This is a genomic window from Flavobacterium sp. (genome assembly GCF_041392085.1).
Taxonomy (GTDB): Bacteria; Bacteroidota; Bacteroidia; order Flavobacteriales; family Flavobacteriaceae; genus Flavobacterium.
Window position 1 is genome coordinate 213,498 of sequence record NZ_JAWKMW010000006.1, and the last position, 22,263, is coordinate 235,760.

Genomic DNA, 22,263 nt, shown 5'->3' on the forward strand with positions numbered 1-22,263 from the left:
ATAGTTTCGATTTGACGAATCTGGAAATAGTTAATTTATTTAGATTTATAAAAATCTATTTTACGTTTATCATGTAGTTTAAAAAAAAAACACCAACCGGCACAGTTGGTGTTTCAACTTAACAAACTAACTAGAAATCTATTGCGAATAATAGATTCTGTTTATCGGTATAATTGCTCCTTTTTTCAAAATCACTTTATCGTCAGTAATTCCCCAAATAGTAGTTTCTACAACACGTTTGGACAAATCATCTTCAAAGTAAATTTTGGTTTTAATATGCTCTAGATTACCCAATGCTAATGCTCTTGAGAGTCCTGCTATTCTGGTTCTTTTTAATTGCTTATCTTCCAAAACATCTATTTGCGGAAAATGCAAAGAATGAATTATTTCTTTCTCGATTGGTTCAAAGAAAGAGGTAACTGTTTCTATCATAAATAGTATAATTTAATTATAAAACTTGAAGGTCCTATAAATTCTATTAATCGGAATACCTATACCTTGGGTTAAAATTACACGGTTCTTTGTTACACCGCATACTTTAGCCTCAACAACCTTTTTAGAGAGATTGTCTTCAAAATAAATTTTAATCTTAAAATAATCGAGATTACCGAATGTTAAGGCCATTTTTAACTCTGCGAGTCGCTGATGAATTGCTTCGTTTCTACTTAAAACATCGGATTTCGGAAACACGAGTGAAGAAATTTTCTCGTTTTCGATGGATTCATAAATAGTAGCCATAAATAGACAATTTAGGTTAATAATAGATTTAAGGGGACTCAAATTTAACATAATTTTTTAAAAAACAATATTTTTATCGATTTTTTTTTGAATATTTTTTAAAAAGAGTAAAATTTAAATAAAAAAATTGGCTTAGTTTAGGTAAAAAAAAAAATCTCTTGAGCTAAGCTCAAGAGATTTTTGTCGGGATGACTGGATTCGAACCAGCGACCCCTAGCACCCCATGCTAGTACGCTACCAGGCTGCGCTACATCCCGAAAAGTGATGGCAAAAGTAATGGTTTGAAAATAATATCCCAAAAATAATGATGTAGAAATTTTCAAATTTATACTTTTATAAAAAAGTATTTCATGAAAACCATTCTATTTTATTTATTACTACTTGTTTTTCAACAAACTACAGCACAATCCGAGGTTACTACACTTTACCTTATTCGTCATGCTGAAAAAGTCGATAATTCTAATGATCCGGAACTTTCGGAAGAAGGAATCAAGAGAGCTGTTCGTTGGACAAAACTTTTTGAAAAAAAATCAATTGATATCTTTTATACCACGCTCACCAAAAGAACTCAAATGACATGCAGTACCATTGCTACTTCCAAACAAAAAAATGTTCTTTTTTATGATGCTAAAAAATTCTCATTAAAAGAAACTATTGAAAAGCACCGCGGTAAAACCATTTTAATCGTTGGGCACAGTAATACGATTCCAAATCAAATAAATATTCTATTAAATGATGAAATTTACTTGCAAATGAATGAAAATGAATTTGAGAATCTGTATACAATTACTGTTATTGCTGATAAAATTGAACATAAACTTACGCATCATAAATAAAAAAAGCCTCAATTGAGAGGCTTTTCAAACATTTTTCGAATCAGTTTTTTTATTGAACTGCTGTCAACGCATTGATGATTCCGTGACCAAATTGCGAGTTTTTGGTAGGGTAAAATTGTGAAGACTGTTTCATCTTAGTAAGGACTTGAGTTTTTGTCCAACTTGGATTTTTAGCCCAAACCAATGCTGCAATACCGGCAGTAGTGGCAGTAGCTACAGATGATCCTCCTACATAATCTGCTTGGTTATTATAGTAACTTAACACCGGAACTGTATTACCTGTTCCGGCACGCTCCATCATAATGGTAAAATCAATTTCAGCCCCACTATGACAAACATCACATTTTTGGTAGGTAGAAGCTTCTTTTATTCCGGTAACCGCTACCGTCTCTGGCATCCAAGCAGGAAAAATTACACCAACAAAATTGGTGAATGAAGTGGATGTTCCACCGGCACAAAAAATTAACTTCCCTTTATTATTGGCATAACGTACTCCGTCTGTAATTCTCCCTACTGAGAAGATATGTCCCATAGACATGGAAATGATTTTCACATCTGAACGATTTCCTAATGCAGTAAACGCATTTTGAACCCCTTTTTGTTCATGATAACCATTCAAAACTACATCGGAGGAAGCACGATAGGAAACTAAATTAGCATTATAAGCTACTCCAACGGGCAAACCGGCATTATTTCGAGGAGCGGTTGCCACAGAAGACATGCTTGTTCCATGACTACACAAATCATTCACACCATCAGTTGTAGTAGACCACGGCCAAACAGAATCAACATAAGTTCCGTATTTTTGTACAAAACGTCCTGAAGATTGCCCTGTATTAAAACTTCCATTCATCAGAGATTGTTGAGGTGACAGACCTGTATCAACTACTCCAATAGTTATACCACTTCCTGATGTCAAACTCCAAGCAGCCGGAATATTATGTTTATAAAAAGCCCAAGGCACTCTTGCATTAGGTGCAACAGTTGTATAATCTGCCGTGCTTAACGTCGATGAACTATAGCCACAGCCGGAACTTGATTGAACTTCATTATCTCCCGGGCTCCCTTGATTTTCATAGGTAAAATAGCGGTAATCTGCCGGTTCAACATAGCGAACATTTCGGTTTCTTCGGAGAGCTTCTAATGTTTCTTGTTTGGTAATTCGAACGTCAATTAAATTAAGAAATGAATCTTCATAAATCAGAATGTCTTCTGTCTGATCCGTTTCATAACGTTTAATTAAATTTAAAATTTCGGTTTGCATTTGGTTCGCCGAATTGGATAACGAACGATCAAAATCATTGTTGTTTTTACCAAACCCAATGGTAACTAAATTATTTCCTTTTAATACAGCACTCCACAACATGTGTGTACTAGCTTCTTTCCAATAAAACTTTTTACCGTTTTGATTAAATGAATTGATTTTGTCATTAATCTGACGGGCTGTTAGTGGGTCTTGTTGATTTTCAATAATAATTAATTCTTCTTTAAAATCTTCTTCTTTTGAACAAGAAGCAAAAACCAATAATGCCAAAACTGAAATTTTGATTACATTTTTTATCATACTTATACTTTTTTAGCTTTAGTATAACGAATATAACAATAAAATGATTTAAAAAATAAATAGTTAATAAATAGTTAATAAAAAAAGGCTGATGTAGATACATCAACCTTTTCAATAATAAATAGAAGAAATAAACCAATTCTTTATATTAAAATTTCATACCAAAACCTAGGCCAATAATCCATGGATTTATATCAACTTCAGCGGGAATAATTAACCCTTCTGCTAAGTTCGTTGCATCTACAGAAACATCTGTTTTTAAGAACAACCGTTTTACATCAAAATTCACAAAAAAAGTATCATCAAACATAACATCAAAACCAACCTGAGCAGCAAAACCGATAGCATTATCATACTCAACACCTTTCACAATACTACCCTCTTTTACATTATAAAATAAAGTATAATTGACTCCCGCTCCAAGATAAGGCTTAAATTTTTTGTCTTTTAACGGGAAGAAGTGATATTGAGCAGTCAATGTGGGTGGCAATAGCATTACGCTTCCTAAATCTACATTAAAAGTTGTTGGTCCACCTATGGCAGAAATATCAGAACCAACGGTGTTAACATCATGTTTTGTTGTGCCTAAAATTAATTCTGCTGCAAAGTTTTTGGTAAAAAAATAGGTAAAATCCAATTCCGGAACAATCTCATTAGAAATGGCTACATCTCCTTCAATAATTCCGATAGTAGCACTTTCGTTTGGTACTACACCAATACCTCTTAAACGAACTTGCCATCTCTTAAAATCACTACTTTTTTCTTCCTGAGCTTGTGTGAAATTTGTAATGAACAATGACATTATTACAAATGCATAAACTATTTTTTTCATTTTTATTATTTATTAAAATTACAGTTCAAAAGTAATTTTAACAAAAGACACGATTACTGATAAAAGTCATTGAATGAAAAATATTTCTACAGTATAAAATGTTAGATTTCGTAAAAATTTGTTCATACATTTGCACTCCTATGCAAAAAACGATCAACATACTGAACAGAAGAGCCAAATTTGATTATGAAATTTTGGAGCGATATGATGCAGGAATTGTTTTAACAGGAACTGAAATTAAATCTATCCGTTTAGGTAAAGCGTCTATTACAGAAAGTTTTTGTGAATTTCATAAACATGAATTATTTGTCATTAATTCACAAATTGAAGAATATTCCTTTGGTACGCATTATAATCATAAAGCAAAAAGCGAACGAAAACTTTTATTAAACAGAAAAGAACTGAAAAGCTTGGAAAAAAGTTTACAAAATAAAGGATTAACTATTGTTCCCCTACGTATGTTTATCAATGATAAAGGATTGGCAAAAATGGAAATTGCCTTGTGTCGTGGAAAGAAAAACTATGACAAACGAGAAACCATTAAAGACCGAGATACCCAACGAGATATTGATAGGGTAAAGAAAAGTTTCTAATTTTTATCCTCTAACAACGGTACAAACCGAAATTCTCCAAATTCATGTTTTTCAAACTGGGTCTCGTTTTTACGAAGTAGTAAAGTCATAATTTGTTCTTTTTCACCAAGAGGAATAACTAACCTTCCTCCTATTTTAAGCTGAGCCATTAAAGGTTTTGGGATTACAGGAGCCCCCGCCGTTACAATAATACTGTCGAATGGAGCATAATTAATCAGACCTTTATATCCATCTCCAAACGATAAGTGCTTAGGGCGAATTCCTAATTTTGGTAACAATAGTGAAGTGGTTTTGAATAACTCATTTTGTCTCTCAACCGAATATACTTTTGCCCCCATCGAACATAAAACAGCTGTTTGATAACCTGAACCAGTTCCTATTTCAAGTATTTTATCTCCTTTTTTAACTGCTAATAATTGTGATTGAAAAGCAACAGTGAAAGGCTGTGAAATAGTTTGACCGGCTCCAATCGGAAAAGCCTTATCTTGGTATGCAAATTGTTCAAAACCGGAATCAAGAAATAAATGCCTTGGTATTTTACGTATCGCCTCCAAAACATTATTATCTGTTATTCCTTTTTCTTTCAATAATTTTACTAATTGATTTCGAAGACCTTGATGTTTTTCTGTATCTCTCACTTGAATAACTGTTTTGTCAGGTAAAAATAAATTAAAAATAGTTAAACTTCATTAAAATTAAAACCTCCTAAGCAAGAGAAAGTAAAACATTTTTTTCGTCTTCAAACACTATCCCATCATGCGAAATATGATAAATACATTTCGCTTCCTTAATAAGGAGAATTTGTGGAGATTGATGTGTAACACCAAAACGAGAAGCTATTTCATTTGAGATATTTCGGTAGGCTAACAAATCTAAATAAAACGATTGAAGCTTGCCATCTGAAAAATCATAGTCATTTTCAAAGTTTTTTAATGCAAACCGACTAATACTACAACGTGTACTGTGTTTGAAAATCAAAACAGGTTTTTGAAACGATAATTCCATTAACTCATTCAGTTGACCCAAATCAGTTAATTGTATCCATTTCAGCTTAGACGGTTTCTCCTGATTCGAATTAGTAAATAAACTGGTAAAAAAACTCATTTTGACACATTTCAAGACATTTTGACTTATTTTTTGACTTACTTCAGTTAAAAAGCAGTCATTTTGTCATCTATTTTACATTGGAATAGTAGTTGACAACTATTCAACAAAGATACTTAATTAGTAGGTATTACTTTGTAAAAAGCATAAAATATAAAAAAATGAACTTAAAAAATTTAACAATTAAATCTCAAGAAGCATTGCAACAAGCCCAGCAAATAGCCCAGGGTTTTGGTCAACAACAACTTGAAAACGAGCATATAGTAAAAGGAATTTTAGAAGTTGACGAAAATGTGGCTCCATTTATTTTGAAAAAAATAAATGTCAATATTCCTTTGTTCTCTCAAATTTTAGATAGTACAATACAAAGCTTTCCTAAAGTCAACGGTGGCGAAATGATGCTTTCAAGAGAGGCCGGAACAATGCTAAATGAAGCAGCCATTATAGCAAAAAAAATGAATGATGAATATGTTTCTATTGAACATTTACTCTTAGCTGTTTTCAAATCAAAAAGTAAAGTGGCACAAATTTTAAAAGATCAAGGAGTCTCAGAAAAAGAACTCGAAGCTGCTATAACTGAACTACGAAAAGGAGAACGAGTAACATCGGCTTCAGCTGAAGAAACATATAACGCCTTAAACAAGTATGCTAAAAACCTTAACGAATTAGCAAAATCAGGAAAACTTGACCCGGTTATTGGTCGTGATGAAGAAATTCGTAGAGTCTTGCAAATTCTTTCAAGGAGAACCAAAAACAACCCAATGCTAGTTGGTGAACCGGGTGTAGGTAAAACAGCCATTGCCGAAGGATTGGCTCATCGAATCGTTGCCGGCGATGTTCCCGAAAACCTGAAAGATAAGGTTGTTTTTTCTTTAGACATGGGTGCTTTAATAGCAGGAGCTAAATATAAAGGTGAATTTGAAGAACGCTTAAAATCGGTGGTAAAAGAAGTCATCAATTCAGAAGGTGATATTGTACTTTTTATTGATGAAATACATACTTTGGTTGGTGCTGGTGGTGGTGAAGGTGCTATGGATGCAGCCAATATTTTAAAACCAGCCTTAGCAAGGGGTGAACTACGTGCCATTGGAGCCACCACTCTAGATGAATACCAAAAGTATTTTGAAAAAGACAAAGCATTGGAAAGACGATTTCAAAAAATTATGGTGGACGAGCCCGACACAGAAAGTGCCGTTTCAATTTTACGTGGCATTAAAGAAAAATATGAAACACACCACAAAGTTCGCATCAAAGACGAAGCAATTATTGCAGCGGTGGAATTATCACAACGCTATATTTCAAATCGTTTTCTTCCTGACAAAGCTATTGATTTAATGGACGAAGCCGCTTCTAAATTGCGTATGGAAATTAATTCAAAACCTGAAGAATTAGACGTTTTGGATCGAAAAATAATGCAATTAGAAATTGAAATCGAAGCCATAAAACGAGAAAATGACGAAGCTAAATTGAAAATACTGGGACTAGAATTAGCTAATTTAAAAGAAGAACGCAACGAAATTTTTGCCAAATGGAAATCCGAAAAAGAAGTTGTTGATAATATTCAAAATATAAAAGTTGAAATCGAAAATTTTAAATTAGAAGCTGAACGTGCTGAACGAGAAGGAGATTATGGTAAAGTCGCAGAAATCCGTTATGGTAAAATAAAAGAAGCTCAAGAACACTTAGATAAATTACAAATTCAATTGCAAGAAAACCAATCCGGAACTTCACTGATTAAAGAAGAAGTAACTAGAGAGGACATTGCGGAGGTGGTAGCAAAATGGACCGGCGTACCGGTTACAAAAATGCTACAAGGCGAGCGTGAAAAATTATTAAAACTTGAAGATGAATTACACCATCGTGTAGTAGGTCAAGAGGAAGCAATTGAAGCGATTAGTGATGCTGTTCGAAGAAGTCGTGCAGGGTTACAAGACATGAAAAAACCAATCGGTACATTCCTCTTTTTAGGAACAACCGGTGTTGGAAAAACGGAATTAGCCAAAGCGTTAGCCGAGTATTTATTTGACGATGAAAATGCTATTACTCGTATCGATATGAGTGAGTACCAAGAACGTCACGCTGTGAGTAGATTAGTAGGTGCTCCTCCCGGCTATGTGGGCTATGATGAGGGAGGTCAACTGACCGAAGCTGTTCGTCGTAAACCTTATTCTGTTGTTTTATTAGATGAAATTGAAAAAGCTCATCCCGACACCTTCAATATCCTTTTACAAGTACTAGATGAAGGCAGACTGACCGATAATAAAGGTCGTGTAGCAGATTTTAAAAATACAATTATTATCATGACTTCTAATATGGGAAGCCATATTATTCAGGAAAAATTTGAGAACCTGAAGGGTGGATTAGAGGCTGTAACCGAAGCAGCTAAAGTGGAAGTATTAGGTTTATTGAAACAAACCGTTCGTCCGGAATTCATTAATAGAATTGATGAAATTGTGATGTTTACTCCTTTAAATAATGAAAACATCAGAGAAATTGTAAAGTTACAGCTAAAAAGTGTTACAAAAATGTTAGCTCAACAACAGATTACTTTGGATGCTACCCAAGAAGCTATCGACTATTTAGCACAAAAAGGCTATGATCCACAATTCGGTGCAAGACCCGTTAAACGTGTCATCCAAAGAGAAGTGCTCAATAAACTATCTAAAGAAATTTTGAGTGGAAAAGTTAAAACAGAAAGTATCATTTTGTTAGATAGTTTTGATAATGAATTGATTTTTAGAAACCAAAGTGAATTAGTAAAGTAAGTAGTTTTTCATAAATTGATTAGTTAGGTTGAAAGCATTAACTCTTAAATGAGTTGGTGCTTTTGCATTTTAATTTATAGAATTTCATACTTTTATTAAAAAAATTGAGTTTTTATTATGACAAATTCTTTAAATAATGAAATCATACGTATTCTTATTGTTATTATCATTGGCCTCTTTCGCACAAACCAATAAAGATTATACCAAAATTTTAAACCACACTGTTCCGGGAGAAAAAGTATTTTTGGAAAACGAGGTTGATCGTAAACCTAAATTGATGTACGGCGAAAATGCAATGTATCGATTTTTATCCCGCAATTTTAAATTTCCTAAAAGTGATACTTTTGTTTCTGAAATTGTGTGTAGTTTTATCGTAGAAGTAGACGGTACTATCAGTGATATCAAAGTAGTCAATAAGGTTCCTGAAAACTATAAAAAAGAACTTTTTCGAGTGATGAATAAATTTGAGGAACCTTGGTATCCAGCTTTTAAAAATGAAAAACAAGTTCGATGTCAATATGTCTTACCCATAAAAATTAATTCAATATAAATTAAAATATATGTTATAAATGACATTATTATTAGGTAGATTTTAGTATTTACGCACAAAAAAAAGCCTCGAGAAACCTCGAAGCTTTTGTTGCAAGGGTGAAAGACGGGTCTCGAACCCGCGACCTTCGGAACCACAATCCGACGCTCTAACCAACTGAGCTACAATCACCATTTGTTTTAGCGAGTGCAAATATAGTGCAAACCTTTAATTTTGCAAAGATTTTTACAATATTTTACAGCAAATCATCTAAGCTATTGACAGCCACATATCTTTCCACAGTAAATCCTTCAGCAAAATCAGTTCCAATGAGTCTTCCGAGGTCTTGAGAACGGTATTTTATGCTGTCTAAAAAGTTCTGAGTAGCAATTGGTGTAATTGTTTCATCAGAATTCGGATTATAAAATTGTGAATCATATGCCATAATGGCTTCCACTTTTTTATCCATAAAACCGGAAATATCCACCACAAAATCCGGTTTTAAATCTTTCCATTGGATGTAATGAAAGACAACATTTGGTCGCCAAGCTTCTTGCTTTTCGCCATCTAAAATCGTTTCAATTCGCTTTAAACCGGATAAAAAACACGCATCTGAGACCAACTTTGCTCCTTTTCCATGGTCGATATGACGGTCGTCTACCGCATTGCATAACACAATCTTTGGACGGTATTTTCGAATCATTTTAATTACCTGTAGTTGATGTTCTTCATCATTTTTGAAAAAACCATCCCGCATTTTTAGGTTTTCTCGAAACGAAATACCTAAAATATCCGAAGCCCTCGCAGATTCTTTATAACGAATTTCAACCGAACCACGTGTTCCCAATTCACCTTCCGTTAAATCAATGATGGCAACTTTTTTTCCCATCGAAATTTCTTTGGCAATTGTTCCGGCACAACCTAATTCCACATCATCCGGATGAGCTCCAAAAGCTAATATATCAATTTGGTAATCCATATTTACAATATACTTTTCATAATCTGTGATTTATGTTCGGTTTCAAAAAATTCTTTTTCAGGGTCACTTTCTCCTGTAATCCCACAACCAACATAAATGTTTATTTTATTTTCTTCAACTTCTAAACAACGTAAATTTACAAAAAGATTACAAGATGCTTCATCTTCATTCCATAAACCTAAATATCCGGCATAGAATTTTCGGTCATAATTTTCATTCTCAAAAATGAATCGTATGGCTTTTTCTTTAGGAAATCCACAAACCGCAGGTGTAGGATGCAAATTTTCAAGGATTTTTTTTGTGTTTTCTATCGAATGAACTTCACCGGATATAATCGTTTTTAAATGAACTATAGAACCCGCTTCTACCGTAAATGGCTCCGTAACTTTTATGGAAAGTGTTTCTTTATGAATGGCTTCTAAAATATAATCGGTCACAATTTGTTGTTCCTGAATTTCTTTTGTAGACCATTTTTCAAAACTATTTTTTTGATGTGTTCCTGCCAACGAAACGGTTTCAAAATGATTGTTTTCCACCTTAATCAATTGTTCTGGGGTTGCTCCCATCCAACAACCAATTTGCGGATGATAAAAAAAGTAGCGAAAAGCAGTTGGGTAACGATTGATTAGTATTGAAAAAGTTTCAATCAAATTTACCTTCTTTACCAATACAATTTTTCTAGAAAGCACTACTTTTTCAAAATCGCCATTTTGAATTTCATCGACCGCTTTTAGAACGATTTCTTCAAAATATTCTCTATCCTTTTTTGAAAAATGATTCTCTATTTCTAAAATATTTTTTGAATCCAATCGAACTCTTTCTTCAAAAAACATAGAATTTGTCGAAGGAATTATATATTTTTTATTCCCATCAAAAGAAACAAAAACAAACCCACTCTGTCCTGTGAAATTATATAATAAATTCTCTTTTTGAAAAAAACCGCATAGTCTATTTTCATTCGGAAGTGTGTACAAGACAAAAGGTAAATTTTGTTCCAAATGCATTTTAACTTTAGACAAAATTGTCATCCTTACTGATTCTTTTTAGGTAAAACAATATTGGATAATTTGCAGAGACAAATTAGTTTTCCTTCTTCATCTTCAATCTTAATTTCCCAAAGATGAATACTTCTTCCCTGATGAATAATTTTAGCAGTGGCAAAAACAGTTCCTTCTCGTTTACTTCGTAAATGGTTTGCTGAAATTTCAATGCCACGCACCTCTTGTTTTTCTGCATTTACAAACAACATCGAAGCGGCACTTCCCACACTTTCGGCCAATGCTACCGAAGCTCCCCCATGTAACAAACCCATGGGTTGATGAATTCTTGAATTGACAGGCATTTTGGCTTTTAAAAAATCTTCTCCCACATCAATAAATTCAATTTCAAGGGTTTCCATTAAAGTATTTTTGCTGAAATCATTACAGTTTTGAAGTATGGCAACTTTATCTAAAGTCATAGTTTTTATTTTTTGGTAAAAATAGAGATTTTCAATGGCGTGTAAACTAAAATCACCTTAAATTCGTTTAATTAATTGATTTTGCAATTTCAATTTAATGGTTAAATTTACCGAAAATCTGACTCATGCGTAATTTACTTTTTTTGTCATTTATCATTTTTGCTATTTCTTTAACTTCTTGTCGAAATGATTTTGAGTTTAAACCCAGTTCGGGTGGATTGGAATTTTCGAGAGATACCATTTATTTTGATACTGTTTTTAGTAATATAGGCTCAAGCACTTACACTTTAAAAGTATACAACCGCTCTGATGAAGACATTAGCATTCCCTCTATTCGTCTAGGAAAAGGATTGGATTCAAAATACCGCATGACAGTAGATGGAATGGTAGGCAACAATCGCATTTTTGAAAATGTAGAAATGCTCGCCAAAGACAGCATGTATATTTTTATTGAAACTACGGTAGATATTGCAGAAGCCAACCCAAGCGATTTTTTATACACCGACCAGATTCTTTTCGGTCAAGGTTCAACAGAGCAAAAAGTAGAATTAGTCACGTTAATTCAAGATGCCTATTTTTTATATCCCCAGCGATTTGATGATGGAACAACAGAAACCTTACCCATTGGTGATGAAGAAATTTATGGATTCATTTTAGATGAAAACGATCCCATTAACGGCAACGAATATATTTGGAATAACACTAAACCCTATGTAATTTATGGCTATGCTGCGGTTCCGGCTAACAAAACATTAATTGTAGAACCCGGTGCTGAAATTCATTTCCACGCCGAATCCGGTTTAATAATTGGTAACGAAGGTAGTATTAAAGTCAACGGTTTACCTTCTACCAATCCGGAAAATCCATTGGAAAACCATGTCGTTTTTCAGGGTGACCGTCTAGAACCACTTTACGAAGATGTACCTGGTCAATGGGGAACTATATGGCTGACACAAGGCAGTAAGAACAACGAATTTACAAACTGTGTGATTAAAAACGGTGTAGTTGGTCTTTTAGTGGAAGGAAACACAGGTTTAAGTAATCCTGAAGCTGATGTGAAACTTAGAAATGTTCAACTTTACGATCATTCCAACTATGGAATTTTAGCTAGAACAGCTTATATTTCAGGAGAAAATGTCGTCATAAATAGTGCCGGAGAGATTGCTTTAGCATGTTCATACGGTGGAAAATACAATTTTAATCATTCTACTTTTAATAACAATTGGGCAAGTTCCAGACAACTTTCTGTCTATTTGAATAATTATATTGAAGGAGCTAATCCTGAAGTTCAACCTATGGAAGAGGCTACTTTTACGAATTGTCTTATTTACGGTTCAAATCAAATTCAAATGTTCATTGATAAAGCAGACCATCCAACTTTTAATTTTAAATTTGACCATTGTTTGATTAAGTTTAATAACATCAATAATATTTATTCGACTAATGAACTTTATCAATTTACAACAGATACTACTCATTATATTAATTGTATCATCGCTACAAATAATTCGATTGCAAATCCACAATTTTTAAATGTAATCAAAAATAAACTAAACATTGGTGAGGATTCTGCAGCTAGAGGTCAAGCTAATCCAATCTTTGCTCAATCAACATTAGATATTCTTGGAAATGAAAGAGTTAGTCCTTACGATATCGGAGCTTTTAATTATTCAATTTTTGAAGAAGATTAAAAAATTTTTCATAATTTTACATAAACAACCTAACAAAACAATAAAATTATGAAACTAAAATTTTTATCTCTTGTTGTGATTATTTCGCTTGTTTCTTGTGCAAAAAAAGAAGAAACTAAAACAGACACAACTACAGTTACCGACACTGTTAAGGTAGAAGAAACACCAGTAGCTATTCCTGATTCTGCCACTATTGCGAAAGCTTGGGAAGACTATATGACACCTGGAGAACCGCACAAAATGCTTGCATTGGAAAGTGGTGCTTGGAATGAGGACATGACAATGTGGATGGAACCGGGTGCTGAGCCCATGAAGAATACCATGACTGCTGATTCTAAAATGATTTATGGAGATCGCTACCAAGAAACTATTCACAAAGGTGAATTTATGGGGATGCCTTTTGAAGGAAAAAGTACACTGGCATACAATCAAGCTTCTCAAATGTACACTTCTACTTGGATTGATAATATGAGTACAGGTATTATGGTAATGTCCGGAAAATATGATGAAGCAACAAAAACAATTAATTTCTCGGGCACTACGGTAGACCCGGTTACAAAAAAAGATAAAGCGGTAAGAGAAACCTACACTATCATTGATGACAACACACGCAAAATGGAAATGTTTGATATTGATTTCTCAGGAAAAGAATACAAGAGTATGGAAATTATTATGACTAGAAAAAAATAATTAAAAATAATTTATACCATAAAGGCTGTCTTGTTGACAGTCTTTTTTTTGTTCACAACTTAGTGAAAAAATATACTTTGAAACTACTTTTTTTAGACGTAAATTTGCACTCACAACAACACAAATCGATTCATATGATTCATTTCTTCGGAAACGAAAGCAACACCATTTTTGCAGTTCAATCGCAAAACGAACTTTCGGCTCAAGATATCGCAAAATTAAATTGGCTTTTTGGCAATACAAGTAAAATAGAAAAATCCGTCATAACGGATTTTTTTGTTGGTCCTCGTGCTGCTATGATTACACCTTGGAGTACAAATGCTGTTGAAATTACTCAAAATATGGGTATCAAAAGTATCATTCGCATTGAAGAGTTTTATAAAGTAGAGAGCAATCATTCCGATTTTGATCCGATGTTATTCCAAAAATATACGGAGTTGAATCAAGATATTTTCACCATCAAAATTCAACCGGAACCCATCAAAGAAATTGTAGACATTGCGGAATTTAACAAACAAGAAGGTTTGGCTTTGAGCGAGGAAGAAGTTAATTATTTGAATACATTGGCCATCAAATTGAAACGCAATTTAACGGATTCCGAAGTTTTTGGTTTCTCTCAAGTGAATTCAGAACATTGTCGTCACAAAATTTTCAACGGAACTTTTGTCATCGATGGAGAAGAAAAACCTTCTTCCCTATTCAAATTAATCAAGAAAACATCGGCCGAAAACCCCAACGATATTGTTTCGGCATACAAAGACAATGTAGCCTTTATTAAAGGACCAAAAGTGGAACAGTTTGCTCCCAAAAGTGCCGATAAACCAGATTATTATCAAACGAAAGATTTCGATTCAGTAATTTCTTTGAAAGCAGAAACCCATAATTTCCCCACAACGGTTGAACCTTTTAACGGTGCGGCAACTGGTTCGGGTGGAGAAATTAGAGACCGACTAGCGGGCGGACAAGGTTCGCTTCCACTAGCAGGAACAGCAGTTTATATGACTTCCTATTCGCGTTTGGATGAAAATCGTCCTTGGGAAAATGCCATGCAAGAAAGAAAATGGTTGTATCAAACCCCAATGGATATTTTAATCAAAGCATCAAACGGTGCTTCTGATTTTGGTAATAAATTCGGACAACCTTTAATTACAGGCTCTGTTTTGACATTTGAACACGAGGAAGATGCTCGAAAATTAGGTTTCGATAAAGTAATCATGTTGGCGGGTGGAATAGGTTATGGTAAAGCAGAGCAAGCTCAAAAACACGAACCCAAAACCGGAGATCAGATTGTGATTTTAGGGGGTGAAAATTACCGAATCGGAATGGGAGGTGCAGCAGTTTCCTCTGCCGATACTGGTGCTTTTGGATCTGGAATAGAATTAAATGCCATCCAACGTTCAAATCCTGAAATGCAAAAAAGAGCCGCCAATGCCATTCGTGGTTTGGTGGAAAGTGATGAAAATCCGATTGTTTCCATTCATGATCACGGTGCGGGCGGACACTTAAACTGTTTATCAGAATTAGTGGAAGCAACCGGTGGATTAATCGATTTGGATGAATTACCTGTGGGCGACCCTACGCTATCTGCTAAAGAAATCATTGGCAACGAAAGTCAGGAACGAATGGGATTGGTAATTGGTCAAAAAGATATTGAAACCTTGCAACGCATTGCCGAAAGAGAACGTTCTCCTATGTATCAAGTAGGAGAAGTGACTGGCGATCATCGTTTTACATTCGAATCAAAAACTACCGGAGCTAAACCGATGGATTTTGAATTGGCCGATATGTTTGGAAGTTCGCCCAAAATGATTATGAAAGATGTTTCGGTTGAACGTAATTTTACTGAAATTAATTATAGAGAAAACGATTTTGAAACCTATTTAGAGCAAGTTTTGCAACTCGAAGCTGTGTCTTGTAAAGATTGGTTGACCAACAAAGTTGATCGTTGTGTTGGCGGAAAAGTGGCCAAACAACAATGTGCCGGTCCATTACAATTACCATTAAACAATGTAGGTGTCATGGCGTTAGATTACAAAGGAAAAGAAGGAATTGCTACTTCTATTGGTCACTCTCCTATTTCAGCGTTAATCGACCCTAAAGCCGGAAGTCGAAATGCGATTGGTGAAGCCTTATCCAACATCGTTTTTGCTCCGCTTAAAGAGGGTTTAAAAAGTGTTTCGCTTTCTGCTAATTGGATGTGGGCTTGTAAAAATGAAGGCGAAGATGCTCGTTTATATGAAGCGGTTGAAGCCTGTTCGGAATTCGCTATTGAACTAGGAATCAATATTCCAACCGGAAAAGATTCGCTTTCCATGAAGCAAAAATATGCCGATACCGAGGTCATTGCTCCGGGAACGGTTATTATTTCTGCTGCCGGAAATTGTAATGAAATTACAAAAGTGGTTGAACCTGTTTTTCAAAAAACAGCCGGTTCGGTTTATTATATTAATTTATCGCAAGATGAGTTCAAATTGGGTGGTTCTTCTTTTGCACAAATTAGAAATGTTATTGGAAAAGAAACACCAACTATCAAAAATGCTGCTTTTTTCAAAAAAGCATTCAATGTAATACAGGAATTAATCAAAAACGACGAAATTGCTGCCGGACATGACATTGGAAGCGGTGGTTTAATTACCACTTTATTAGAAATGTGTTTTGCTGATAATCATTTGGGAGCGAAACTTGATTTTGACTCATTTGAAGAAAAAGATATATTGAAAATTTTATTCTCTGAAAATATAGGAATTGTGCTTCAAGCGAATGATGATAATGTTTTTGAATCGTTTTTGAATGAAGAAAATATCACTTTCTATAAATTAGGAATTGTTACCGCTTCGAATAATTTAGTAATAGGAAACTATTCGTTAGACATTGAAAAATATAGAGATACTTGGTTTAAAACGTCTTATTTATTAGATCAAAAACAAACCAAAAACGGTAAGGCGACTGCTCGCTTTGTGAATTACAAAAATCAACTGTTACAGTATCAATTTCCATCTCATTTTAAGGGTAAAAAACCTGAGATTGATACGTCAAAACCAAGACCAAAAGCAGCAATAATTCGTGAAAAAGGAAGTAATTCGGAACGTGAAATGGCAAACGCTATGTATCTAGCCGGATTTGATGTAAAGGATGTGCACATGACCGATTTAATTTCGGGTCGTGAAAACTTAGAAGACATTCAGTTTATTGGTGCTGTGGGTGGTTTTTCAAATTCAGATGTATTGGGTTCTGCCAAAGGTTGGGCCGGTGCCTTTTTATACAATGAAAAAGCCAAAACGGCATTGGATAATTTCTTTAAAAGAGAAGACACCCTATCGGTAGGGATTTGCAACGGTTGTCAGTTGTTTATGGAATTAGAGCTTATCAATCCGGAACATGAAATTCACGGAAAAATGCAACACAACGATAGTCAGAAACACGAAAGCGGATTTACTTCAGTAAAAATCCAAGAAAATAATTCGGTGATGCTTTCCACACTAGCAGGTACAACTTTAGGTGTTTGGATATCGCATGGCGAAGGAAAATTCAAATTACCGTATGAAGAGAGTCAATATAATATTGTAGCCAAATACGGTTATGAAAATTATCCCGCTAACCCAAATGGTTCCGATTTTAATACAGCAATGATGTGCGATAAAACGGGTCGTCATCTGGTGATGATGCCGCATATTGAACGTTCTACTTTTCCTTGGAATTGGGCACATTATCCTAAAAACCAAAACGATGAAGTTTCACCTTGGTTAGAAGCATTTGTGAACGCTAGAAAATGGATTGAAAAAAATTAAGCAAATATTAAGTAAGTATTAAGTTACTGTTAATCAATTTCGGTATTTATAAAAGTACATTTGACTTTACAAATACTGAAATGAGAAATATTACCTATTTAAGACCGTTACTAATTTTTTTTTGCTTAGGTATATTAATTACTTCTTTAAGTAGATTTATTCTGTTTATTTATTTTATTGATAGAGTAATACAAACGGAGAACTATTGGTATATCTTTCCCATAGGTCTACGTTTTGATATTATTCTTCTGAGTTATCTTTCCTTTCTCCCGTTTGTTTTTTTAACATTTACCCCCAGAAAGTTTCTACACATCATTCAAAAACCAATCAATCTCTATTTCCTGTTTTTTTTGCTGATAATTTTACTAACAGAAATAACTTCTGTCAATTTTATCAGTCAATATGATACTAGACCAAATAGAATTTTTCTGGACTATTTAATTTATCCTAGAGAAGTAATAGGAACATTATTAAAAAGTTACTTACCGTCACTACTGTTAACAATAATAACCTTAGTAATAGCTTGCTACTTTGGCATAAAAAAAAGTAAACTTCTCTTTAAAATTGAGCCTAAATCTTTAAAGAATAGATTAATCGTAATGCCGGTATTTTTATTTCTATTGGTTTTTGGGGCACGTTCAAGCTTAACATCTAAACGTCCTATTAACCTAAGCAATGCTGTCTTCTCAACCGACCAAATGACTAATTCATTGGGATTAAACTCTTTATACACACTTGGATTTGCAATTTATTCCATTAAAAATGAAACTAATATTTCAAAATTATATGGAAAAATGGCAATTGATGAAGCCTATGATAGGGTAAAAAAATACATGACTACTAAAAAAAGTGGGTTTACTTTTGATAGTATTCCTTTTTTACACAGCAATAAAACAGACAGTATATCCGAAAAATACAATGTTGTCATCATTCTAGAAGAAAGTCTGGGGGCAGAGTTTGTAGGCTCTTTGGGCGGATTACCGCTAACTCCGGAATTTGATAAACTCACTAAAGAAGGGTTGCTGTACACCAATTTATATTGTACAGGAACAAGAAGTGTTCGTGGTATTGAAGCAGTGATTTCCGGATTTTTGCCAAGCTCATCAGAAAGCGTCGTGAAATTAAGTAAGGCACAAGACCATTTTTTCACATTAGCATCAGCCTTTCAAGAAGAAGGATATGATACTAGTTTTATATATGGAGGAATGGCCAATTTTGATAACATGGCTTCCTTTTTCAGTGGAAATGGATTTAGAACTATTATTGACGAAACAGATTTTGATAAAGATAATCAACACTATGCTTTAAAAGGAACTTGGGGATACAGTGATGAAGATTTGGTAACTAAAGCCAATCACTACTTTAAATCATTAAATGATAAACCCTTCTTCTCATTGCTTTTTTCAACTTCAAATCATGAGCCTTTTGAATACCCTGACGGAAGAATAATTCCTTATGAAAAAAATAAAAACACGGTGAATAATGCTATTAAATATGCCGATTTTAGTATTGGTAAATTTTTTAAATTAGCTAAAAAAGAAGACTATTTTAAAAATACTATTTTTGTAATTATCGCTGACCACAATACTAGAACTTACGGAAAGTATTTAGTACCTGTAAAAAAATTCAGGATTCCGGCTTTAATCATTGGTCCGAATGTACCAAAAGGGATGACTTTCAACTTACAATCTAGTCAAATTGATATACCGCCTACTATTTTGAGTTATAGCGGAATAAAAGCCGAAACACCAATGATTGGAAGAAGTATCTTCGAAATTAATGCTGAAACTAAAGGGAGAAGTATAATGCAATTCCATGATAATTTTGCTTTTCGGGTTGAAGATAATGTTGTAGTCCTACAGCCCAAATCTAAGCCAAGGCAATTTAAGGTAATAAACGATAGTATCCTTAAACCAACAAAAATAGATATAGAACTATCAAAAGATGCTTTAGCTCATTTGGTTGTAGCTGAGAATCTTTACAAAACAAGAACTTACAGGTCTAAAAAAAAATTACGCTAAATTTTAAAAAAATTAATTGTCAATTTTATTCTTTTATTTCTTGAAATCAGGGAGTTGATAAAATTCAACTCCTTTTTTTATGAAAATGATTTGAAAATGATTGTTTTTTCTCTAATTTGCGTAAAAACTATAGAAATGATTTCAATAACTCGACTTTTTGATTTTCCGTACTATCAATTAGAAAAAAACAACATTCCGGATTGTTTGGTTACTAAGTATAAAGGAGAATGGATCAAAACTTCTACACAAGAATACTTAGATAAAGCAAATGCTATTTCGAGAGCGTTTATTCGAATGGGTGTGCAAAAAAATGATAAAATTGCAATCATTTCTTCTACAAATAGAACAGAATGGAATATCATAGATATTGGTTCGCTTCAAGTAGGAGCTCAAACCGTTCCTATTTATCCTACTATAGCTTCTGAAGATTATGAATATATATTAAATCATTCGGAATCCAGTTATTGTATCGTTTCAGACCAAGAAGTGTATGATAAATTAATTGCAATTAAAATCAATGTCCCTTCGCTAAAAGATATTTTTTCTTTTGATGAAATTGCAACGTGTAAAAATTGGAAAGAATTACTAATTTTAGGTGCAGACACTTCCAATCAGGATGTAGTGGAAGACAGAAAAAACAATGTTAAACCGGATGAATTAGCCACAATTATTTACACCTCCGGAACTACGGGAAGACCAAAAGGTGTAATGCTTTCTCACAATAACATTGTTTCTAATGTTCTGGATAGTGCACCGAGAATTCCATTTGCAGAAGGTACTAGTCGTGCCTTAAGCTTTTTACCCGTTTGCCATATTTTTGAAAGATTGATTTTATACATCTATCAATATTACTCCGTATCAATTTATTTTGCTGAAAGTATTGATAAACTAACCGATAACTTAAAAGAAGTCCATCCAAATGTAATGACAGTTGTTCCTCGGTTATTGGAAAAAGTGTATGATAAAATTTACAGTAAAGGAGCTGAGTTGTCTGGAATTAAAAAAATGCTCTTCTTTTGGGCAATTAATCTGGGATTACGATACAAACCCTACGGCCAAAACGGTTGGTGGTATGAAAAACAATTAGGAATTGCCCGAAAATTAATATTTAGTAAATGGAAAGAGGCACTTGGAGGAGAATTAAATGTTATGGTCTCCGGAAGTGCTGCTTTACAGCCAAGATTAGCTAGAGTTTTTGCTGCTGCCGGAATACCCGTTATGGAAGGTTACGGCTTAACAGAAACTTCGCCTGTAATTTCTGTAAACGATATGCGAAATGGGTTATTTAGAATTGGTACTGTAGGTAAACTCATTAAAGGAGTTGAAGTGAAAATTGCTGAAGACGGAGAACTGCTATGCAAAGGTCCTAATGTAATGATGGGTTATTATAAAGACGAAACACTTACAAACGAAGTAATCAAAAACGGTTACTTTCACACCGGTGATATCGGTGAATTTGATAGTGATGGTTTTCTTCGCATTACTGATCGCAAAAAAGAAATGTTTAAAACTTCCGGTGGAAAATATATCGCTCCACAATTAATAGAAAATCGATTAAAACAATCTTTTTTTATCGAACAGGTAATGGTGATAGGAGAAGGGGAGAAAATGCCCGCTGCTCTTATTCAACCAAATTTTGATTTTGTGCGAGAATGGGCAAAAAGACACCATATATCTATCCCAGAATCTAATGAAGGTTTAGTAGCAAATCAAAAAGTAATTGAACGCTTTCAAGAAGAAGTGGATGAAGCCAATGAAAAATTCGGTAATTGGGAAAAAATCAAACGTTTTGAATTAACTCCGGATGTATGGTCCATTGATGGTGGACATTTAACACCAACAATGAAATTGAAACGAAAGATTGTTCGTGAAAAATACAAACATCTTTATGATAAAATTTATAAATCAACATAATCGCTCAACTCTCCTATCGGAGAGTTTTTTTTGCCTTAAACATTTTAAATTTTGATAAAAAAAAGTGAATATAAAAATGTTAAATTTTAAAAAATACTATGCGTGCATAATAAATTTTAGTATATTTGAAAACGTTTTCGTAAAAAATGAAATATAAAACAATAGATTATATTCTACGAGCAACTTGGCAAACAGTAGCCCGGATGTATAATGAAGAGGCATCTAAATTCGATGGCTCTATGGCTATCGGATTTGCATTGTTAAGCATTGATAAAGATGAAGGAACTCCTTCCTCCTACATTAGTAACCGGATGGGAATGGAAGCAACTAGCTTGACAAGGACTTTAAAAACACTAGAAGAAAAAGGGTTAATCGTCCGCAAAAAAAATCCCGAAGATGGTCGAGGAGTGTTAATTTACCTAACAGAATTAGGCAAAGAAAAAAGAGAATTATCACGGAATACCGTTTTAAAATTCAACGAGGTAATCAGAGATAACATTTCAGAAGAGCAATTAAAAAACTTTATGGAAGTTGCAGAAGTAATTACAGATTTGATTAATGAGAAGAAGATTTTTTAGATGGAAGTTGGGAGTATTCAGTCGCAGTATCAGTTTTCAGTGAAGTAATGATAAAATTATAAGCCATAATGAATCCATTCAAATCCTTTTGCGCCAAGCAAATAAAAAAAATCAGCGAAAATCCATTTAATCCAACTAATCCGTGTTCTATTGGATGATAGGTGAACTGTTAACTTAAAAAA

General features: G+C 33.7%; 19 protein-coding genes and 2 tRNA genes. 10 read left to right on the forward strand and 11 right to left on the reverse strand.

All coding sequences use genetic code 11. The features are described from left to right. Positions 1-138: 138 nt before the first annotated feature. The 3 genes from R2782_RS05795 to R2782_RS05805 form a co-directional block, all read right to left on the reverse strand. Positions 139-432 (reverse strand): hypothetical protein, encoded by a 294-nt coding sequence (locus tag R2782_RS05795; RefSeq protein ID WP_371267129.1) that lies wholly within the window; start codon positions 430-432, stop codon positions 139-141. A 12-nt stretch (positions 433-444) separates the two neighbouring features. Then, positions 445-738, reverse strand: a complete 294-nt coding sequence (locus tag R2782_RS05800) for a hypothetical protein (RefSeq protein ID WP_371267130.1) — start codon at positions 736-738, stop codon at positions 445-447. A 183-nt stretch (positions 739-921) separates the two neighbouring features. Then, positions 922-995: transfer RNA gene (locus R2782_RS05805), tRNA-Pro, on the reverse strand. A 93-nt stretch (positions 996-1,088) separates the two neighbouring features. Here R2782_RS05805 and R2782_RS05810 point away from each other — a divergent pair. After that, positions 1,089-1,574 carry a phosphoglycerate mutase family protein gene (locus R2782_RS05810; RefSeq protein WP_371267131.1) on the forward strand — a complete coding sequence of 162 codons (486 nt, stop codon included), beginning with the start codon at positions 1,089-1,091 and terminating at the stop codon, positions 1,572-1,574. Between the two features lie 49 nt (positions 1,575-1,623). On the opposite strand, the gene R2782_RS05815 is transcribed toward R2782_RS05810, so the two are convergent. Continuing rightward, positions 1,624-3,138, reverse strand: a complete 1,515-nt coding sequence (locus R2782_RS05815) for a S8 family serine peptidase (RefSeq protein WP_371267132.1) — start codon at positions 3,136-3,138, stop codon at positions 1,624-1,626. Positions 3,139-3,286: 148 nt separating this feature from the next. After that, positions 3,287-3,970, reverse strand: a complete 684-nt coding sequence (locus R2782_RS05820) for an OmpW family protein (RefSeq protein ID WP_371267133.1) — start codon at positions 3,968-3,970, stop codon at positions 3,287-3,289. Positions 3,971-4,110: 140 nt separating this feature from the next. Here R2782_RS05820 and smpB point away from each other — a divergent pair, with 140 nt between their 5' ends. After that, positions 4,111-4,563 (forward strand): SsrA-binding protein SmpB, encoded by a 453-nt coding sequence (smpB, locus tag R2782_RS05825; protein ID WP_371267135.1) that lies wholly within the window; start codon positions 4,111-4,113, stop codon positions 4,561-4,563. Here smpB and R2782_RS05830 read toward each other — a convergent pair. Next, positions 4,560-5,201, reverse strand: coding sequence for a protein-L-isoaspartate(D-aspartate) O-methyltransferase (locus R2782_RS05830; protein WP_371267136.1), 642 nt, complete (start codon positions 5,199-5,201; stop codon positions 4,560-4,562). The two genes, smpB and R2782_RS05830, sit on opposite strands and share 4 nt — an antisense overlap. A 67-nt stretch (positions 5,202-5,268) precedes the next feature. Beyond that, positions 5,269-5,667: a bacillithiol system redox-active protein YtxJ gene (gene ytxJ, locus R2782_RS05835; protein ID WP_371267137.1), complete on the reverse strand. Its 399-nt coding sequence runs from the start codon at positions 5,665-5,667 to the stop codon at positions 5,269-5,271. Positions 5,668-5,828: 161 nt separating this feature from the next. Between ytxJ and clpB the strand changes: the two genes are divergently transcribed. Together clpB and R2782_RS05845 are read left to right on the forward strand one after the other, a co-directional pair. Next, the gene (gene clpB / locus R2782_RS05840) at positions 5,829-8,432 is read left to right on the forward strand and encodes an ATP-dependent chaperone ClpB (RefSeq protein WP_371267138.1); all 2,604 of its coding nucleotides are present in this window, start codon (positions 5,829-5,831) and stop codon (positions 8,430-8,432) included. Between the two features lie 136 nt (positions 8,433-8,568). Beyond that, complete coding sequence (locus R2782_RS05845; protein ID WP_371267140.1) at positions 8,569-8,982, forward strand: hypothetical protein; 414 nt, start codon at positions 8,569-8,571, stop codon at positions 8,980-8,982. Between the two features lie 96 nt (positions 8,983-9,078). Here R2782_RS05845 and R2782_RS05850 read toward each other — a convergent pair. From R2782_RS05850 to R2782_RS05865, 4 genes are all read right to left on the reverse strand, one after another. Next, positions 9,079-9,154 (reverse strand) — tRNA-His (locus tag R2782_RS05850). Positions 9,155-9,217: 63 nt separating this feature from the next. Then, complete coding sequence (gene bshB1 / locus R2782_RS05855) at positions 9,218-9,940, reverse strand: bacillithiol biosynthesis deacetylase BshB1 (RefSeq protein WP_371267141.1); 723 nt, start codon at positions 9,938-9,940, stop codon at positions 9,218-9,220. Between the two features lie 2 nt (positions 9,941-9,942). Beyond that, entirely contained in the window at positions 9,943-10,968 is a 1,026-nt protein-coding gene (locus R2782_RS05860; protein WP_371267142.1) for a chorismate-binding protein, read from the reverse strand. Positions 10,969-10,970: 2 nt separating this feature from the next. Continuing rightward, positions 10,971-11,399, reverse strand: a complete 429-nt coding sequence (locus R2782_RS05865) for a PaaI family thioesterase (RefSeq protein WP_371267143.1) — start codon at positions 11,397-11,399, stop codon at positions 10,971-10,973. A gap of 125 nt (positions 11,400-11,524) precedes the next feature. Between R2782_RS05865 and R2782_RS05870 the strand changes: the two genes are divergently transcribed. From R2782_RS05870 to R2782_RS05895, 6 genes are all read left to right on the forward strand, one after another. Further along, positions 11,525-13,090: a hypothetical protein gene (locus R2782_RS05870; protein ID WP_371267144.1), complete on the forward strand. Its 1,566-nt coding sequence runs from the start codon at positions 11,525-11,527 to the stop codon at positions 13,088-13,090. A gap of 48 nt (positions 13,091-13,138) precedes the next feature. Then, positions 13,139-13,780 (forward strand): DUF1579 domain-containing protein, encoded by a 642-nt coding sequence (locus R2782_RS05875; RefSeq protein ID WP_371267145.1) that lies wholly within the window; start codon positions 13,139-13,141, stop codon positions 13,778-13,780. Positions 13,781-13,914: 134 nt separating this feature from the next. After that, the gene (gene purL / locus R2782_RS05880) at positions 13,915-17,568 is read left to right on the forward strand and encodes a phosphoribosylformylglycinamidine synthase (protein ID WP_371267146.1); all 3,654 of its coding nucleotides are present in this window, start codon (positions 13,915-13,917) and stop codon (positions 17,566-17,568) included. A 698-nt stretch (positions 17,569-18,266) separates the two neighbouring features. Next, a complete protein-coding gene (locus R2782_RS05885; RefSeq protein WP_371267147.1) occupies positions 18,267-19,589 on the forward strand; it encodes an LTA synthase family protein in 1,323 nt (440 codons plus the stop codon). A 135-nt stretch (positions 19,590-19,724) separates the two neighbouring features. Continuing rightward, positions 19,725-21,503, forward strand: a complete 1,779-nt coding sequence (locus R2782_RS05890) for a long-chain fatty acid--CoA ligase (RefSeq protein ID WP_371267148.1) — start codon at positions 19,725-19,727, stop codon at positions 21,501-21,503. A gap of 146 nt (positions 21,504-21,649) precedes the next feature. Further along, positions 21,650-22,081: a MarR family winged helix-turn-helix transcriptional regulator gene (locus R2782_RS05895; protein ID WP_371267149.1), complete on the forward strand. Its 432-nt coding sequence runs from the start codon at positions 21,650-21,652 to the stop codon at positions 22,079-22,081. Positions 22,082-22,263: the final 182 nt, after the last annotated feature.

What these genes read in the sequence shown, in the direction of transcription:
- R2782_RS05795 (WP_371267129.1), bottom strand. Translation starts at nt 432, where the DNA reads ATGATAGAAACAGTTACCTCTTTCTTTGAACCAATCGAGAAAGAAATA.
- R2782_RS05800 (WP_371267130.1), bottom strand. Translation starts at nt 738, where the DNA reads ATGGCTACTATTTATGAATCCATCGAAAACGAGAAAATTTCTTCACTC.
- R2782_RS05810 (WP_371267131.1), top strand. Translation starts at nt 1,089, where the DNA reads ATGAAAACCATTCTATTTTATTTATTACTACTTGTTTTTCAACAAACT.
- R2782_RS05815 (WP_371267132.1), bottom strand. Translation starts at nt 3,138, where the DNA reads ATGATAAAAAATGTAATCAAAATTTCAGTTTTGGCATTATTGGTTTTT.
- R2782_RS05820 (WP_371267133.1), bottom strand. Translation starts at nt 3,970, where the DNA reads ATGAAAAAAATAGTTTATGCATTTGTAATAATGTCATTGTTCATTACA.
- smpB (WP_371267135.1), top strand. Translation starts at nt 4,111, where the DNA reads ATGCAAAAAACGATCAACATACTGAACAGAAGAGCCAAATTTGATTAT.
- ytxJ (WP_371267137.1), bottom strand. Translation starts at nt 5,667, where the DNA reads ATGAGTTTTTTTACCAGTTTATTTACTAATTCGAATCAGGAGAAACCG.
- clpB (WP_371267138.1), top strand. Translation starts at nt 5,829, where the DNA reads ATGAACTTAAAAAATTTAACAATTAAATCTCAAGAAGCATTGCAACAA.
- R2782_RS05845 (WP_371267140.1), top strand. Translation starts at nt 8,569, where the DNA reads ATGAAATCATACGTATTCTTATTGTTATTATCATTGGCCTCTTTCGCA.
- bshB1 (WP_371267141.1), bottom strand. Translation starts at nt 9,940, where the DNA reads ATGGATTACCAAATTGATATATTAGCTTTTGGAGCTCATCCGGATGAT.
- R2782_RS05860 (WP_371267142.1), bottom strand. Translation starts at nt 10,968, where the DNA reads ATGACAATTTTGTCTAAAGTTAAAATGCATTTGGAACAAAATTTACCT.
- R2782_RS05865 (WP_371267143.1), bottom strand. Translation starts at nt 11,399, where the DNA reads ATGACTTTAGATAAAGTTGCCATACTTCAAAACTGTAATGATTTCAGC.
- R2782_RS05870 (WP_371267144.1), top strand. Translation starts at nt 11,525, where the DNA reads ATGCGTAATTTACTTTTTTTGTCATTTATCATTTTTGCTATTTCTTTA.
- R2782_RS05875 (WP_371267145.1), top strand. Translation starts at nt 13,139, where the DNA reads ATGAAACTAAAATTTTTATCTCTTGTTGTGATTATTTCGCTTGTTTCT.
- purL (WP_371267146.1), top strand. Translation starts at nt 13,915, where the DNA reads ATGATTCATTTCTTCGGAAACGAAAGCAACACCATTTTTGCAGTTCAA.
- R2782_RS05885 (WP_371267147.1), top strand. Translation starts at nt 18,267, where the DNA reads ATGACTAATTCATTGGGATTAAACTCTTTATACACACTTGGATTTGCA.
- R2782_RS05890 (WP_371267148.1), top strand. Translation starts at nt 19,725, where the DNA reads ATGATTTCAATAACTCGACTTTTTGATTTTCCGTACTATCAATTAGAA.
- R2782_RS05895 (WP_371267149.1), top strand. Translation starts at nt 21,650, where the DNA reads ATGAAATATAAAACAATAGATTATATTCTACGAGCAACTTGGCAAACA.